General features: G+C 44.3%; 20 protein-coding genes. All 20 read left to right on the top strand.

Translation table 11 applies throughout. The features are described from left to right. Window position 1: 1 nt before the first annotated feature. Window positions 2-946 (top strand): FliH/SctL family protein, encoded by a 945-nt coding sequence (locus A3756_RS16760; protein ID WP_068508199.1) that lies wholly within the window; start codon window positions 2-4, stop codon window positions 944-946. Further along, window positions 939-2306, top strand: coding sequence for a flagellar protein export ATPase FliI (fliI, locus tag A3756_RS16755; RefSeq protein WP_068508197.1), 1368 nt, complete (start codon window positions 939-941; stop codon window positions 2304-2306). The genes A3756_RS16760 and fliI overlap by 8 nt, the downstream gene beginning before the upstream one ends. A gap of 32 nt (window positions 2307-2338) precedes the next feature. Then, window positions 2339-2779 (top strand): flagellar export protein FliJ, encoded by a 441-nt coding sequence (gene fliJ / locus A3756_RS16750; protein WP_068508195.1) that lies wholly within the window; start codon window positions 2339-2341, stop codon window positions 2777-2779. A 173-nt stretch (window positions 2780-2952) separates the two neighbouring features. Beyond that, complete coding sequence (locus A3756_RS16745) at window positions 2953-3228, top strand: lipid asymmetry maintenance protein MlaB (RefSeq protein WP_068507368.1); 276 nt, start codon at window positions 2953-2955, stop codon at window positions 3226-3228. 61 nt (window positions 3229-3289) lie between these two features. Continuing rightward, window positions 3290-3652 (top strand): response regulator, encoded by a 363-nt coding sequence (locus A3756_RS16740; protein ID WP_068508193.1) that lies wholly within the window; start codon window positions 3290-3292, stop codon window positions 3650-3652. A gap of 76 nt (window positions 3653-3728) precedes the next feature. Further along, window positions 3729-5846 (top strand): chemotaxis protein CheA, encoded by a 2118-nt coding sequence (locus A3756_RS16735; RefSeq protein ID WP_068554018.1) that lies wholly within the window; start codon window positions 3729-3731, stop codon window positions 5844-5846. Window positions 5847-5863: 17 nt separating this feature from the next. Next, window positions 5864-6403 carry a chemotaxis protein CheW gene (locus tag A3756_RS16730; RefSeq protein WP_068516563.1) on the top strand — a complete coding sequence of 180 codons (540 nt, stop codon included), beginning with the start codon at window positions 5864-5866 and terminating at the stop codon, window positions 6401-6403. Between the two features lie 9 nt (window positions 6404-6412). Beyond that, the gene (locus A3756_RS16725) at window positions 6413-7249 is read left to right on the top strand and encodes a protein-glutamate O-methyltransferase CheR (protein ID WP_231872224.1); all 837 of its coding nucleotides are present in this window, start codon (window positions 6413-6415) and stop codon (window positions 7247-7249) included. A 61-nt stretch (window positions 7250-7310) separates the two neighbouring features. After that, on the top strand, window positions 7311-7952 hold the full coding sequence (cheD, locus tag A3756_RS16720; RefSeq protein WP_068554017.1) for a chemoreceptor glutamine deamidase CheD: 642 nt from the start codon (window positions 7311-7313) through the stop codon (window positions 7950-7952). 41 nt (window positions 7953-7993) lie between these two features. Beyond that, window positions 7994-9037: a chemotaxis response regulator protein-glutamate methylesterase gene (locus A3756_RS16715; RefSeq protein WP_068516560.1), complete on the top strand. Its 1044-nt coding sequence runs from the start codon at window positions 7994-7996 to the stop codon at window positions 9035-9037. A gap of 38 nt (window positions 9038-9075) precedes the next feature. Further along, window positions 9076-9378: an STAS domain-containing protein gene (locus A3756_RS16710; RefSeq protein ID WP_068554015.1), complete on the top strand. Its 303-nt coding sequence runs from the start codon at window positions 9076-9078 to the stop codon at window positions 9376-9378. Between the two features lie 175 nt (window positions 9379-9553). Then, a complete protein-coding gene (locus tag A3756_RS16705; RefSeq protein ID WP_068554013.1) occupies window positions 9554-10831 on the top strand; it encodes a flagellar hook-length control protein FliK in 1278 nt (425 codons plus the stop codon). A gap of 173 nt (window positions 10832-11004) precedes the next feature. Then, entirely contained in the window at window positions 11005-11508 is a 504-nt protein-coding gene (fliL, locus tag A3756_RS16700; RefSeq protein WP_068513649.1) for a flagellar basal body-associated protein FliL, read from the top strand. 96 nt (window positions 11509-11604) lie between these two features. Further along, complete coding sequence (fliM, locus tag A3756_RS16695) at window positions 11605-12621, top strand: flagellar motor switch protein FliM (RefSeq protein ID WP_197470043.1); 1017 nt, start codon at window positions 11605-11607, stop codon at window positions 12619-12621. Beyond that, window positions 12614-13114: a flagellar motor switch protein FliN gene (gene fliN / locus A3756_RS16690; protein ID WP_068511675.1), complete on the top strand. Its 501-nt coding sequence runs from the start codon at window positions 12614-12616 to the stop codon at window positions 13112-13114. Before fliM ends, fliN begins: the two co-directional genes overlap by 8 nt. Window positions 13115-13118: 4 nt before the next feature. Beyond that, on the top strand, window positions 13119-13715 hold the full coding sequence (gene fliO, locus A3756_RS16685) for a flagellar biosynthetic protein FliO (RefSeq protein ID WP_068511678.1): 597 nt from the start codon (window positions 13119-13121) through the stop codon (window positions 13713-13715). After that, entirely contained in the window at window positions 13712-14494 is a 783-nt protein-coding gene (gene fliP / locus A3756_RS16680) for a flagellar type III secretion system pore protein FliP (protein WP_068554009.1), read from the top strand. The genes fliO and fliP overlap by 4 nt, the downstream gene beginning before the upstream one ends. A 14-nt stretch (window positions 14495-14508) precedes the next feature. Further along, window positions 14509-14778, top strand: coding sequence for a flagellar biosynthesis protein FliQ (gene fliQ, locus A3756_RS16675; protein ID WP_068511910.1), 270 nt, complete (start codon window positions 14509-14511; stop codon window positions 14776-14778). 3 nt (window positions 14779-14781) lie between these two features. Beyond that, window positions 14782-15570 (top strand): flagellar biosynthetic protein FliR, encoded by a 789-nt coding sequence (gene fliR / locus A3756_RS16670; RefSeq protein ID WP_068511913.1) that lies wholly within the window; start codon window positions 14782-14784, stop codon window positions 15568-15570. A 7-nt stretch (window positions 15571-15577) separates the two neighbouring features. Continuing rightward, window positions 15578-16003, top strand: a 426-nt coding sequence (locus A3756_RS16665; protein WP_197481353.1) for an EscU/YscU/HrcU family type III secretion system export apparatus switch protein, incomplete at its 3' end; no start/stop codon positions are given.

Genomic DNA, 16003 nt, shown 5'->3' with positions numbered 1-16003 from the left:
CATGAGTGACAAAAACAAGCGTGTCCCTTTAGGTGAACTGAGCGCCTACGAACGCTGGGAGCTGCCGAATATTGGCGATCCCGGTCGTGCGGCTAGTCAGGCAGAAAACGCCAGAAAGGAGAAAGTCAAACCACCGACTGCACAGCAAATTGAATCAATAACTAAGCAGGCATATGACTCCGGCTTTGAAGAAGGCCATCGAGATGGTTTCGCTAAAGGTTCAGAGGACGGTCGTGCTGCGGGTCATGCAGAAGGTTTGGAGGCCGGTAAAAGTGAAGGTTACGAACAAGGGGTTGCCCAAGGCCAGGGTGAAATTGCCGAAAAATTGTCACAGCTAGATGCCCTAATGAACCAGTTGGTTAACCCCATTCAGCAGCAACAGCAAGTCGTTGAAGAGGCGATGTTAAATGTTGCGGTTGCGCTTTCCAGAGCAGTGATTCACCGAGAGCTCAATATTGATAGTGCAAGCCTTACACTGGCTTTGTCTCGAGTCATGGAAGGTTTGCCAGCGCTGGACTCAGGGGCAATGTTAAAGGTCAATGAGCAGGATTATGAAACTGTTTCAAAAGCACTAGAGGCTTTAGGTTCTGGTATTGAGCTAGTGAAAGATCCAAGTGTTATAGCGGGTGGCTTCTTACTGAAGACTTCAGCTCAGGTGATTGACTATACCGTTGAAAAACGATTTCAAAAAGCTGTTCAGAGTATGCTGGATACCGCTGTCAATAATACAGCTTCAGGTACTCAAGAAGTGCCAGTGACGATTGATAGTCTGAGTGACTATTCGGCTGACACCTTGAAAGAGGAACCTGAAACAGGCGATGATGAACTGCGCAAGCTTGATCATGAAATACAAGATTCCGAGTTGCCGGGCACCGAGGATACCGAGGACACCAGTACTTCTGGGGAATTAGATGAACAACTAACACCTGGCCCTGAAGATGAGTGATCTGCTTGAAATCAACACTGCTAGTAATATAGCTGCGAATCTTGGTGTACTGGCTGATTCTGTTCCGACGCAGGTGGCACCACAATTTAGCGGGCGCTTGACGCGCATGGTCGGTCTTACCTTAGAGGCTGTTGGTTGCCAAAGTGTTGTTGGTGATCGTTGCCTTATTCATTCTGTTTCGGGTGACTTGATCGAGGCTGAAGTGGTCGGCTTTGAGGATGATCGTACATTTTTGATGCCACTTGTTGCTGCGGATGGTTTGAAGCCGGGTGCCCTGGTTACGCCAGCTGACTCCATTGGTGAAGTCGCTGTAGGGTGGGGCTTGCTTGGGCGTGTGCTTGACGGTGCCGGAAACGTATTGGATGACCACGGTCCATTAGAAGCTGAAACCCGTATACCTTTTAATGGTGCGGTGATTAACCCGCTTGCCAGAGCGCCAATTCGTGAGTCCTTGGATGTCGGGATTAAAGCCATAAACAGTCTCTTGGCTGTCGGCGTTGGTCAGCGAATAGGCTTGTTTGCAGGTAGCGGTGTTGGTAAAAGTATGCTCTTGGGTATGATGACCCGATTTACTACGGCCGATATTGTTGTCGTAGGCTTAATCGGAGAGCGTGGACGTGAGGTAAAAGAGTTTATTGAGGATATCCTGGGTGAAGAAGGGCTAAAGCGTGCAGTGGTAATTGCTTCGCCTGCTGATGACTCGCCTTTGATGCGTCTGCGAGCTGCGATGCTAACGACTCGGATAGCGGAATATTTTCGTGATCAGGGTAAAAACGTGCTTTTGTTAATGGACTCACTGACTCGATATGCGCAAGCGCAGCGTGAAATTGCATTGTCTGTGGGGGAGCCTCCCGCGACAAAGGGCTATCCACCCTCGGTGTTTGCCAAACTGCCTCAACTCGTCGAACGTGCGGGGAATGGTAAGAAAGGAGGCGGTTCCATTACTGCTTTTTACACGGTTCTCACTGAGGGTGACGATCAGCAAGATCCTATTGCAGACGCCGCCAGGGCTATTTTGGATGGTCATATCGTGCTCTCTCGTAGCTTGGCCGAAGAGGGCCATTATCCAGCGATCGATGTCGAGGCTTCGATCAGTCGAGTTATGCCTCATATCATCAGTGCTGAGCATTTACAGAATGCACAGCGCTTCAAACAAATCTATGCAAGGTATCAGCAAGCCAGAGACTTAATTAGCGTCGGAGCTTATGTTAAAGGTTCTGACCCACAAACTGATTTTGCTATCGAAAGAATTGAAAAGATGAAGCAGTTCCTGCGGCAGGGATTAACTGAGGAGTCTGAAGCGCCCAGAGCGATAGCGGAAATGTCACAAACGATTGCTGCTGCAGCTCAAGCGCAATAATCTAGCTTGCGCTACAGTCTATAAGGTTGTCTATGAAGAAGTCGCAGCGTTTGAAGGTAGTTCTTGATCAGGCAGAGCGAAACGAGCAAGCGGCTTTGGAGCAGATGACAGCTGCAAAGCGCTATTTGGACGATCAGACTGCGCAAATGGATAATCTCAAACAATATCATAATCAATACCTTGCTGATATGAAGCGAGGCCTTGGTAGCGTCCAGAGCGTTACTCAATTGCAGTCAAGCTTGCACTTTGTTAATCAAATTGATGTCGCAATCCAGCAACAACAGCTTGTTGTTGATCAGGGACAAAAAGCGTTCAATATTACCAAAGAAAAGTGGTCAGCTTTGCACCAAAAAACCAAAGGCTTGGCAGACCTTATTCAGCGCTACAAGGATGAGGAAAACGCACTTGCCGACAAGCGTGAGCAAAAGCAGTTGGAAGACGCTCTTCAAGCCAGGATGTTTCGCCGAAAATAGATCGCTGCATCAAAGGCTTGGCTTAATAATAAGCTTCATTGATGATCAATCCTTTCTTTAGCCTCTCATTGCCGATCTAGGGATAAAAAATCAGTTTATGATTTGTGGTATTCCTGAAAATAGCTACTAAAGTTAGTTGAAGAAATAACTATTTGGTGAGATTTAGGCTGATTATGAGTGAAGCAGCAATTGAGTTAGAAGGTGTTGTGAATATCGCTAAGGTTGAGTCGCTACATCATGAGATGGAAGAGATTCTTAAATTAGCATCTCCAACCGTTATCAGTGCGGGAGAAGTATCGAGAGTGGATACTGCAGCCTTGCAATTATTTGCTTCCTTTTTTACTTCAATGCGTACTGCTGAGGCTGAAGTTTCTTGGGGAAGCGTGTCCGAAGAGTTGCAAGCGGCTGCTAAGTTAGCGGGCTTGGAACAAATGCTAAATCTTAACTAAATGTTTTTGAATTTTGATTTCTTAGGGAAATTGCTTAATCGTCGCATACGGGAGAACGTAGATGGCAACAATATTGGCGGTAGATGATTCTGCCTCAATGAGACAAATGGTTTCATTCACTCTTAAAGGTGCTGGCTTTGATGTGATAGAAGCTGCAGATGGACAGCAAGCACTAGATAAAGCAAAAACTACTGCTGTTGATCTGGTTTTATCCGATGTGAATATGCCTGTAATGGATGGTATTGAGTTAGTTAAGAACCTCAGAACCTTACCGGATTATAAGTTTACTCCAATCTTAATGTTGACCACCGAGTCAGCTGGCGATAAGAAAATGCAGGGTAAAAATGCTGGCGCTACGGGTTGGTTGGTAAAACCGTTTAACCCAGAGCAGCTATTAGCGACTATCAAGAAAGTAATGGGCTAAGCTTTACCTCTGTAATGTACAGCGCTACCAAGAACAAAAAAACGTTAATGTAACTACGCGTAGACAGGCCAATACAATGAGTGTTGATTTAAGTCAGTTTCATCAGGTGTTTTTCGAAGAGAGTTATGAAGGGCTTGATGTTATGGAGTCTGCGCTTCTTAATATCGATATCTCGAATCTCGATTCTGAAGCGATAAACGAAATATTCAGGGCTGCACACTCGATTAAGGGTGGTAGTGGTACCTTTGGTTTTAATGAGATTGCTGAATTTACACATGTTGTAGAAACGCTGCTTGATCTTATTCGTTCAGACCAGTTTGTTATGGAAGCGGATCATGTCGATCTGTTTCTGAAGTCTGTCGACTGTATCCGAACTATGATCAATGAGCTTGAGGCCGGTCAAAGCTGCGAAACCAAGTTGGCAGATGAGTTGCGAGTACAGTTCAACGCTCTGCTGGAAGGTGGCAGTGAAACAGCAGAAAGCTGTGAAAGTCCTAGCGAGGAAACCGACGAAGGTTCTGATGGTTGGACTATCTATTTTAAACCCGACGCAGATGTCTTGCGCACTGGTAATGACCCAGTACGTATGTTTCGTGAACTGTCTGAGTTGGGTGAAGTCGAGGTTTCCAGTGTTGTTGATGAGCTGCCAGAACTTGGCTCGCTAGACCCCGAAGCATGCTATCTAGCTTGGAATATTGTACTTAAGGGTGATGCCGAAAGAGCTCAAATAGACGAAGTCTTTGAGTGGGTCGTTGATGACTCGGATATTCGAATTGAGAAAATTGATTCGCAAGCTTCTGAAGAGTCTGAGGTAAATGCTGAAGCAGCAGAGCCAGCGGTTGTTGCTGAAGCTGCGGTTGGTGTTTCAGCAGTTAAGACAGAAGATGTGCCCGCGTCTAAGTCGAGTGTTGAATCTAGTGCCAGTGTTGAGAAAGCGAGTAAAGCGCCAGCGCCTGTTAAAAAGGAAAGTAAGCCTGAAAGCGTTTCAATCCGTGTAGGCACAGACAAAATCGATAGCCTGATCAATATGGTCGGCGAGCTTGTAATTACCCAGTCAATGCTAAATGAACTGGGCAAAGACTTTACGGTCGATATGATGCCGAAGTTGATGGAAGGTTTAGAGCAGCTAAGTCTTCATACCAGAGAGCTTCAAGAGAGTGTCATGCGTATTAGGATGCTTCCTATTAGTTTTGCATTTTCACGTTTCCCTCGCCTCGTTCACGATATTAGTAAGAGTCTTGAAAAGAAAGTTGAGCTTGTTCTGCTTGGTGAGCAAACTGAACTGGATAAAACAGTGATGGAAAGAATAGGCGACCCTCTTGTTCACCTTGTTCGAAACTCACTTGACCACGGTTTAGAGTCGCCAGAAGCGCGTCTTGCCGCTGGCAAAGATGAAACCGGTAAGATTACCCTTAACGCATTTCACCAGGGCGGTAACATTGTTATTCAGATTATTGATGACGGTGCCGGCCTCAATGAAGATCGAATTTTATCGAAAGCAATCGAAAACGGTCTTGTTTCGCCTAACGATCATCTTGAACCAGAGCAAATTCACGACTTAATTTTCCAGCCTGGATTTTCAACTGCTGCAGAAGTTACCGATATTTCGGGGCGTGGCGTTGGTATGGATGTTGTGCGCAGAAATATACAGGACTTAAATGGTTCGGTCGAGGTTGAGTCGACTCCAGGCAAGGGGAGTATGTTCTCGATACGCTTGCCACTGACTCTGGCAATTTTGGATGGTCAGCTAATTCGTGTTGGTCAGCAGGTATATATTTTTCCTTTGGTATCTATTGTCGAATCGATTGAGTCTCAGGATCAGATGATACATCGCGTTTCTGGTGGCTGTGACGTCCTTCGCCTTCGAAACGAATATGTTCCGATTATTCGCCTTTGGGATATTTTTAACGTTCAGGCAGATCATGAACGGGTTGATGATGGTCTCCTCGTTATTGTCGAGGGTGACAATATTAAGGTAGCGGTGTTAGTTGACGACTTATTAGCTCAGCAGCAAGTGGTCATCAAGAGTTTGCAGGAAAACTATCGTTCAGTCCCTGGTGTATCCGGCGCAACGATACTTGGGGATGGTACTGTATCACTGATCCTGGATATTAGCGGGCTTATAAAGCTTGCTGGTGTTGGGCGTGATGCCTATAAGAAGATTACCGAGCCAGACGATAGCGAAGCGGCATAAAACAAAAGGTTTAATCTATGTCAGAGCAACAAGATTCAAAGCTAGAACAGATTAATGGTGAAGTCGATGATGCAAAGCAGGATGAGCCAACCGACCAATACCTCACCTTTTTTATGGGGGGTGAAGAGTTCGGTATCAATATTCTTTCAGTGCAGGAGATAAGAGGTTGGGAAGAGATCACCTCAATTCCCAATTCTCCAAGTCAGGTGCTAGGTGTCATGAACTTGAGGGGGACTGTTTCTCCTATCGTTGATTTGCGATATAGCTTTGGCATTAAAGATTTATCTTATACCGATGAAACGGTTGTGATAATCGTTTCGGTAGAAACCGAGTCTAACGCCAAGGTTATCGGAATCGTGGTTGATGCAGTGTCGGATGTGTATAACTTTTCTCATTCTCAAATTCAGCCTTCTCCCGAGCTTTCCCAAACGAGTCAGGCGCAATATGTTAAAGGTTTGGGAAGTACCGAAGAAAAAATGGTGATTATTTTGGAGCTTAGCGAGCAATTGATCGCTGATCCAGATCAGGTTGCCGGACGACAATTACTAGCGAGTTAAGGTTCTTAAGTGGATTCTGATCGATCACGAGAGTTTGCGATGTCCGATGCTGATTTCCAGGAAATCAGCGAGTTGGCCTATAAGTATACTGGCATAGTGCTGGGGCCCCATAAGAAAGATATGGTTTATGGCCGCCTGGCGCGTAGGCTCAGAGATGTTCGTTTGGGCTCAGTAAGTGAATATCTGTCTTTGATTCGTAATGAAAACAGCGAAGAAGTTAGTCGTTTTATTAATGCGATTACGACGAATCTCACATCCTTCTTTAGAGAGAACCATCATTTCGAGTTTCTTGGAGATAAGCTCTGTAAGGAGCTAAAGAATAGCAACGCTGCTTCAAGGCGAATTAGAGTTTGGTCTGCAGGCTGCTCTTCTGGTGAGGAACCTTATAGCATTGCAATGACCATTCGGGATAACTTTGATTTAAGTGGCTGGGACTGCAAAATTCTAGCTACTGACTTAGATTCCAAAGTTTTGGGAAAAGGTCAGCAAGGTGTTTACGGGGTTGAGCGAATTGAATCGCTTCCTCAAGAGATCAAGCGGAAGTGGTTCATGTTTGATAAGAACCACCCGGATATCGTTAAGGTTAAACCTGATTTGCAGGAGTTAATTAGATTTAAGCGCCTAAACTTATTGGAACGCTGGCCAATGAAAGGCCCGTTCGACCTAATATTCTGTCGGAATGTCGTTATTTACTTTAATGAAGAGACTCAAGCAGTTTTGTTCAACAGGTATGCCGATATGCTTAAAGATGGGGGCTATTTGATAATTGGTCACTCAGAGAGCTTGAGTAGAGTATGTACAAGGTTTAAGCCAATAGGTAAGACCATCTACCAGAAAATTTCTTAGTATTGAATGTTGATTGTCGTTCAGGGCAGCAATATTACAGTTAATGTAGGATAGTTAGTAAATGTCACAAAATCACACTTTACCACCACCCCTAGCAGGCTTTGAGCATGTGAACAGGTATTGGGATAAGCGAATGAATGTTCCCGCTGCTAAAATAATGCCGGGTGAGTTCTATGTGAGCAAAACTGGAGAAATGATTGTTACCGTACTGGGTTCCTGTATTTCTGCCTGTGTTCGAGATGTGCAACTTGGTATAGGTGGAATGAATCACTTTATGTTACCAGAGCAAGGGGCTCATTCGACGGAAAAGTGGGGAGCTTCAGAAATAAGCAGTGCCTCCAGGTACGGAAACTGGGCGATGGAATTTCTTATTAACGAAATCCTAAAGCTTGGTGGTACGCGTCGAAATCTCGAAATCAAAGTTTTTGGTGGCGGCAATGTTCTTAGCAACATGACTGACATTGGTAAGCGAAATATAGCGTACGTAAGAAAGTACATTTACGAAGAAAATTTTGAGCTAGCAGCGGAAGATGTTGGTGATATATACCCGAGAAAGGTCTTGTATTTTCCCGATACCGGTGCAGTTAAAGTAAGAAAGCTTAGAGAAACAACAAACGATACAGTCTTGCAAAGAGAGATTAGCTATAGCAATGACTTGAAGCAAAAGTCCGCACCAAGCGGTGGTGTTGAGTTGTTTGACTGATTCGCGCAGTAATATGTCGTACTTTTCGTGGAGAAGTAGGTTTGAGTAAGATAAAAGTTTTAATTGTTGATGACTCCGAGCTAATTAGGCAGGTTTTATCTGAAATTATTGGCTCGGCACCAGACCTTGAGGTTGTGGCTGTCGCTGAGCATCCGCTTGATGCTCGTGAGAAAATTAAGCAGTTCAGTCCAGATGTACTGACTTTGGATATTGAAATGCCAAAAATGGATGGCATTACATTTCTGCGAAATTTGATGAGATTGCGTCCCATGCCGGTCGTTATGATCTCTACTTTAACTAGTAAAGGAGCTCCGGCTACGCTTGATGCGCTTTCAATTGGCGCAGTTGACTATATCGCAAAACCACAAGGTGGTTCCTGGGATAACCTTTCGGATTATGCGCTAACAATTCAGAGTAAAGTTAGAAATGCTGCCATTGCGAATATGGCGGCTCATGATAGAGTGCTTTCGTCGAAGCAAGCTTCTAGTGAGGCGACAGAAAAACGTAAATTTGACGGGCGAAAAATTATTTGTATCGGAAGTTCTACGGGTGGAACGGAAGCTCTACGTGAAGTCCTGCAAGGGATGCCAGCAAACTGCCCGCCTATTGTTATGGCGCAGCATATACCTGCTACCTTTAGTGCCTCATTGGCGCAGCGGCTTGATGGACACTGTGAAATCACAGTTAAGGAAGCAAAGAGTGGTATGCCTTTGGAGCCGGGCCATGCTTATTTAGCGCCAGGCGACTTCCATTTAAAAGTTTACGAGAAAAACGGGCGCTTGGTTACCTCTCTATATGATGGAGAGAAGGTCAGTGGTCATAAGCCTTCGGTCAATGTATTATTCGACTCAGTCGCACAGCATTATGGGAAATATGCAGTTTCAGCTATCCTAACGGGGATGGGAAGTGATGGCGCCGAAGGTATGGAAAGAATACTTTCAGTGGGCGGTGCAACTTTTGCTCAAGATGAAGCAACGAGTGTTGTATGGGGAATGCCCGGCGCAGCTGTTAAACTTAACGCTGTGCAAAAAGTGCTCCCGATAAATAAAATTCGAGAAGCGCTACTTAAGGCTTGTGAAAGGTAGCGTTAGGAAATATCTATTTAGACAAGGGTGAGGCATAAATGTCAATCACATCAGTACTTTCAACGGATGATAACTCTCTAACTATTGCGATTAAAGGTCGCTTTGACTTTGCTTCGCATCAGAGTTTTTGTGACGCTTACGAAGGAAAAGACAACGGTGTTAGTGAATATCGCATCGATATGCGCGACGTCAGTTATCTAGACAGCTCTGCTTTGGGAATGTTGTTGTTACTTAAGGATCACGCAAAAGAAGATGTAAAAATCAGCATAGTTCACTGTTCTGATGAGGTAAAAAAGATATTCGAGATCTCTAATTTTAAACAGCTATTCGATATTCATTAAATTAAGTACCATTCTCTAAATAGCGGATATTGGCCCGATATTCGCATAATCCTCCCTAAAGCGTAGTGTAATCAAGTTAGACGACTAACTTGAGCGCCTACAATTCGCTTGNCCTAAAGCTATTTTTTCTAAGTCATAATTAATATGGCTTGAGCGAAACGGGTGGTTGTTGTTCATGCAAAATATATCTCTATCAAACCCTGTATCAGCAGGAAACGCACCAGCAGCGTCAACTAGCGGTCCAGCATTGGGCGCGAGCAGCGAACCGGGTGCATCACCCATAGAGGGTTCATTTGGTGCTACATTAACAGGTGTCTATCAGTCTTCTATAAGTCCTGAGAAACTTGATGATATTGCTGCTAAGCTTGAAGCTTTAGGGCTGGATTCAAGCTTCCTGGATGATATCAACGCATTATTGAGTGGCAATTTAATGTCTCTGGATGCGGCACAGCAAGGCATAGAATTGCCGGAAATGAGTACTTTTCTTTCTAACTCGCTGGCAGAGCTTGAGAGTGGTCTTGGATTTTCAAGTGATGACATACCCGAAGATGTGTTGGCATCTTTGCTAAATACGGTAAATGGGATACAACAAGCCCTTGCACCGGTAAGTGCTAACCTTCCACAAGCATTGACTGGGCTTGATTCAGGTGTGGCGCCAGTAAGTGTTTTGCCTGGCGTATCTTTTCAAAACCAGGATGCTAAGAAGTCTCAGGTGAACCTAAATACGGCAAACCAAATTCAAGCAGCTCCGCTTACCAATTCTAATATTGATTCAGGGCTTGGGTTGTCTCCTCAGAATTTGTCCCAAAATGGCAGTGCTATGCTCAATTTGGAAGAGGAGGTTGTTAGTCAGGCATTGCAAGGTGAATCAAAGTTTAAGGCGATTGCGGATAGTACTAGTAGTGTTGAAAGCATTCTGGAAAAAACGATTGGTAGTGGTGTAGAGCGTTCATCTTCGCCACTTAAAACAACGTTTTCGGAAGTGCAGCAGAAATTAGATAACGCGCCTTACTCGACAACAGTAATGACGGGTTTGGATGAGGTTGAGTGGGGGGAGGAAGTTGGCCAGAAGATAGTTTGGCTTACGGGAAAGGCAATTCAGTCTGCAGAGATCCACTTAAACCCTGCTGAGCTTGGTCCAATTGATGTAAAAATTTCTGTTCAAAATGATGCAGCAGCCATTACATTTAACGCCCATAATGCTTCAGTCAGGGAAATGCTTGAATCTAACGTTGTGCGTTTACGTGAAATGATGGAGACAAACGGCGTTGAGCTTCAGGAAGTGAATGTCGATGCACGCAGCGGTGATGAGCGTTTTGCATCCAATGATCAGCAGCAAGGTTCTAATGGCTCGGAAGATCAGCAAGAAGATTCTGAAGATTCTAGTAGTGAAACAGCTACGACAGAATCGATTTCACGCTCCTCTTCAAATCTCGTTGACTACTTTGCCTGATAAGTTTTTATCAGGCCCTCTTCATTTTCGCCCTCTTTAAGCTAAACTAATATCAAATAGTTAAAGGCAACAGTTAAGCTTCCGTTTAAACGGAGAACTGTTGTTTTTGGCATACACTTTGCTGGATATCTGTAAAGGTGCTCAGCTGCGATTTGATATGACGGGATTTTGACGTGGCAGAAGAAGAAAACAAAACTGAAGAAGAGCAATCTGGCGAAGGTGGTTCAAAGAAAAAGCTAATTATTATTATTGCGATCGTTGCAATTTTAGCTATTGGTCTATCGGTTGGTGTGACGATGTTTTTGCTTGGTGGCGATGAAGACGCACCAACTGAACCGGTTATTGAAGAAGAAGTGAAGGAGCCAGCTAGCTACATTCCAATTAAGCCAGCATTTTTGGTTACGTTTAATGTCGATGGGCGTCAGCGGTATATGCAGATTTCATTATCTGTTTCTAGTCGTGATGCCAGTGCTTTGGATGCTTTAGACCACCATATGCCTTTGATACGTTCACGTTTATTGAATGTATACGCAGATCAGGACTTTCAACAGATTCGCACTGAGGAAGGTAAGTTAGCGCTTCAAGCTCAGACAGTCGAAGTGATTAATACTGTCTTAAGTAGTGAAGAGGCTGGTGAGATAGAGAACGTTTATTTCACTAATTTTGTATTGCAGTAGTTTTGTTCAAGATGTTTTAAGTTATTTGTTTGGTGTTATTTTCGCGACCGTCAAATAGCTTATTTTGTGATTGCTTAAAAATTCATATAGTCAGGTATTAGTGTGCAAGATTTATTATCACAAGACGAGATAGATGCGTTATTGCATGGTGTCGATGATGGTGATATCGACACGGAGGACGATGCCGATGAAGAAGGTATACGCAATTACGACTTAGCGAGCCAAGATAGAATTGTGCGCGGGCGCATGCCTACGCTCGAAATGATCAATGAAAGGTTTGCCCGCTACACCAGAATCAGCTTGTTTAACCTGCTCCGTAGAAACGCCGACGTTTCTACGGGCGGTGTCCAGATCATGAAGTTTGGAGAGTATATCCATACTCTTTACGTTCCTACCAGTTTAAATATTGTCAAAATCAGACCTCTTCGCGGAGCTGGTTTATTTATTTTTGATGCCAAGCTAGTTTTTAAACTTGTTGATAACTTCTTTGGTGGTGATGGGCGTCATGCAAAAATTGAAGGGCGTGAGTTTACGCCTACCGAGATTCGGGTTGTTCATATGGTACTCGAACAAGTTTTTATCGATATGAAGGAAGCGTGGAGCGCAGTTTTCAAAATTGATTTTGAGTATATGAACTCTGAAGTTAACCCTTCAATGGCGAATATTGTTAGCCCTAGTGAAGTGATAGTAATTAGTACCTTTCATATCGAACTAGATGGCGGTGGTGGAGACCTTCATCTGGCCATTCCATACTCTACCATTGAGCCGATTCGCGAGATCCTCGATGCTGGTGTCCAGAGTGATGTTGACGATGTTGACGAGCGCTGGATGACAACTATTCGGAAAGATCTTTTAGAGGCTAATGTGCCTCTTAATGCGACAGTCCTAGAAGAACAGATATCACTTAGAGATGTTGCCAAGCTTGAAAAAGGTGATGTTATACCGATAGAAATGCCAGAGTTTATTACGCTAACTGCGAATAAGGTCCCTATGTTCAAAGCAAAGCTTGGGCAAAGTGATGGTCAGTTAGCGGCGAAAATTGAAGAAAAAATTGAACGACCCAACCTCATATCCAGTGTAGTTGACGAAAATTTGGAAGAAGAAAATGAGTGATAACGAAGATCAAAGTGAAGACGAAAAACTAGCATCTGAATGGGAAGCTGCAATGGAAGAGTCTGGTGATTCTGAAGGCGGCGAAGGTAGTGTTGAGGATGAGTGGGCGGCGGCAATGGCCGAAGCTGAAGCTATCGAAGGGGATGATGCTGATGATATTAAGTCTGCGCCTCTAGAGTCTTTTGATTCGCGTCCAGCTGCGGCTGCTAACGCTGGTGCTGGTGGCCCAGGCGCTCCCGATCTTGATGTCATTCTGGATATACCTGTTACGTTATCGATGGAAGTCGGTAATACCTCCATTCCGATCAGAAACTTATTACAATTGAATCAAGGTTCCGTTATTGAGCTTGACCGCTTGGCCGGTGAGCCATTAGATGTTTTGGTCAATGGCACACTAATCGCTCATGGTGAAGTTGTTATGGTTAATGATAAATTCGGTATTCGACTGACTGATGTAGTAAGTCCAACTGAACGTATCAGGCGTTTAGGGTAGTTTTGTGGGCTTACTGATTCGCCTTTGTGTGGTGTTCATACTGAGCACCAGTATTGTGTATGCTAATGAATCCTCAGATTCTACGAATCCTGGCACTGAGCCACAGCAACAATTAGTTGAGTTAGACGATACGTTAAAAACTGAAAACGAAGTTGTCAGCTCAAATACTGAATCGACCCACCTTAGTAAAGCTCGTGCACCAGAGTACGACCCGATAACGAGTTGGCCTATTGTTGTCGCTACTTTATTCGCAATGGTGGTCTTCATTTTTGTCTTGGCTTGGTTTGCTCGCCGATTTAGCGGATTTAATATTGCTAAAAATAGAGAAATGGAAGTGCTTTCGTCTCTTCCGCTTGGTGCAAGAGAAAAAGTTAGTTTAGTTCGTGTAAAAGGGCAGACACTTCTTTTGGGTGTTACCAATCAGCAGATTTCTTGTTTGCATACTTTTGACAGCGATTCTGATCTTAGTGATAACGCTCAAGAAGGTGGTGGTCGTGGTGCACATTCCGATTTTTCGACAACTTTAAAAGGCTTGCTCACTAAAAGTACGCCTGAGGAGCAAGGCAGCTCTGAGCTTAACTCTCAAGAGGGTAAGCTATGACAACGAAGTCAAAGTTTTCAGTGCGTACTTTTGCACTCCTAGCACTAGGTGTCGTTCTGTCATTGTTGTCATTTTCAGCTTTTGCTGAAGGTGCGCAAGGAAGCCCGGGTATTCCTGCTCTAACCCTGGTAAATAATTCTGATGGTTCGCAGACCTATACGGTGACGATCCAGGTTCTTGCGCTAATGACTGCGCTAACCTTCTTGCCTGCGATGCTGATGATGATGACTTCATTCACCCGAATAATCATCGTTTTCTCAATACTTCGCCAGGCCTTGGGGCTACAACAAACCCCTTCAAACCAGATAGTTTTGGGTTTATCGCTGTTTTTAACGATCTTTATTATGACGCCTGTTTTTGAAAAGGTTAATGAAACGGCTATCCAACCTTATATGAACGAGCAGCTAGCACCTGTTGATGCCGTTAAAGCCGCAAGCTTACCATTTCGAGAGTTTATGCTGACGCAGACAAGAGAAGATGATATTGCGCTGTTTGTGCGTATATCGGGTGCTGAATACAATACGCTTGATGACTTGCCGTTTTGGGTGTTGATGCCTGCCTTCGTAACAAGTGAACTGAAAACCGCCTTTCAAATTGGCTTTCTGCTGTTCCTGCCTTTTCTAATTCTCGATATGGTCGTGGCGAGCGTACTGATGGCAATGGGTATGATGATGTTATCACCTATGATTATCTCCTTACCTTTCAAGATAATGTTTTTTGTCTTGATTGACGGTTGGGCTCTGATAATGGGTAGTTTAGCCGCCAGCTTTGGAATATAACGAGGTAGATTAAGATGACGCCAGAGTTAGCAATTGACCTTGTAAGGGATGCCGTATTTGTAATTTTGATTTTGGTCACTTTAATACTCGTACCCGGCCTAATCGTTGGCTTGATGGTGAGTGTTTTTCAGGCTGCAACACAGATCAACGAGCAAACGCTAAGCTTCTTACCAAGGCTTCTGGTGACCTTGTTTGTGCTTATTGTCGCGGGTCCGTATATGATGACAAAAATTCTCGACTATTCAGAACGCTTATGGACTAGCATTCCATTACTGATCGGGTAAAAGATGGAATTTACCGACGCACAAATTGGCGCTTGGGTTGGGTCCTTCTTGTGGCCCTTATTCCGTATTGCCAGTTTCTTGATGGTGGTTCCGGTAATCGGAACACGGTTGGTGCCAATGCGTGTCCGAATTGGCTTATCCTTTGCCTTAACGCTAATCGTTGCTCCATTGATTGACCCTGTCCCTGTGATTGACGCTCTGTCAATCGGTTCTTTTTTGATTGTGCTTCAGCAAGTTGTTATCGGTACCTTAATGGGCTTCATGTTTGTGCTACTGATGCAGTTGTTTGTGGTGGCGGGGCAAATGATTTCGATGCAAATGGGTTTGGGTTTTGCTTCGATGGTTGACCCAACGAACGGTGTTAATACACCAATCCTGTCTCAGATATTCCTGATAGGCGTAACCTTAACGTTTCTTGCAATGAATGGTCATTTAGTGATGATTGAAGTGATTGTTGAAAGCTTTAGGGCGTGGCCGATTTCAGCAAGTATTATAGGTGAAAACTCGATAGAGCCTTACTTATTGTGGGATATGTTGATGAGGATTAACTGGCTCTTTGCTTCGGCTCTGCTGGTTGCGCTGCCAGTAGTAACTTCGGTATTGATTGTTAATATCTCCTTTGGAGTTATGACAAGGGCGGCACCGCAGATGAATGTATTCTCGCTCGGTTTTCCAATCGGTATGATTTTCGGTTTTTTCATTCTTTGGGTGGGTGTCGGAAATGTTGATACGCTTTTTATTCGTTTTAGCGAGCATACATATATTTATCTGCGCGATGTGATGGGGGCTTAGAGCGCTTATGGCAGAGAACGATAGTAGTCAGGATAAAACCGAAGAACCCACCGGCCGGAAACTCGAAAAAGCGCGAGAAGAAGGTCAGGTTCCCCGATCAAAAGAGTTAAATACAACTTTTTTACTGATTGTCGGGGCGGGGGGCTTGTTAATTTTTGGTAGCGGTATCGCAGCATCTTTAACAAAGATCATGACTGCTAGTTTTTCGTTTTCTAGAGAGGCGACACAAGATACAAGCCAGATGGGAATGTATCTCGCAAGAGCCGCGGTTGAAGTTGCAGAAGGTATTTTGCCGTTTCTAATTTTGTTGTTTGTATCGGCTATTGCAGGGTCCGTTGCTTTGGGTGGTTGGCTTTTCTCAACTAAAGCTCTGGCGCCTAAGTTTAGCCGAATGGACCCAATTAAAGGCTTGGCGAAGATGTTTTCCCTCAAG

Source organism: Oleiphilus sp. HI0086 (genome assembly GCF_001635225.1).
Note: the sequence above shows the minus strand (reverse complement) of the source record. Positions and strands in the feature narration are given on the sequence as shown.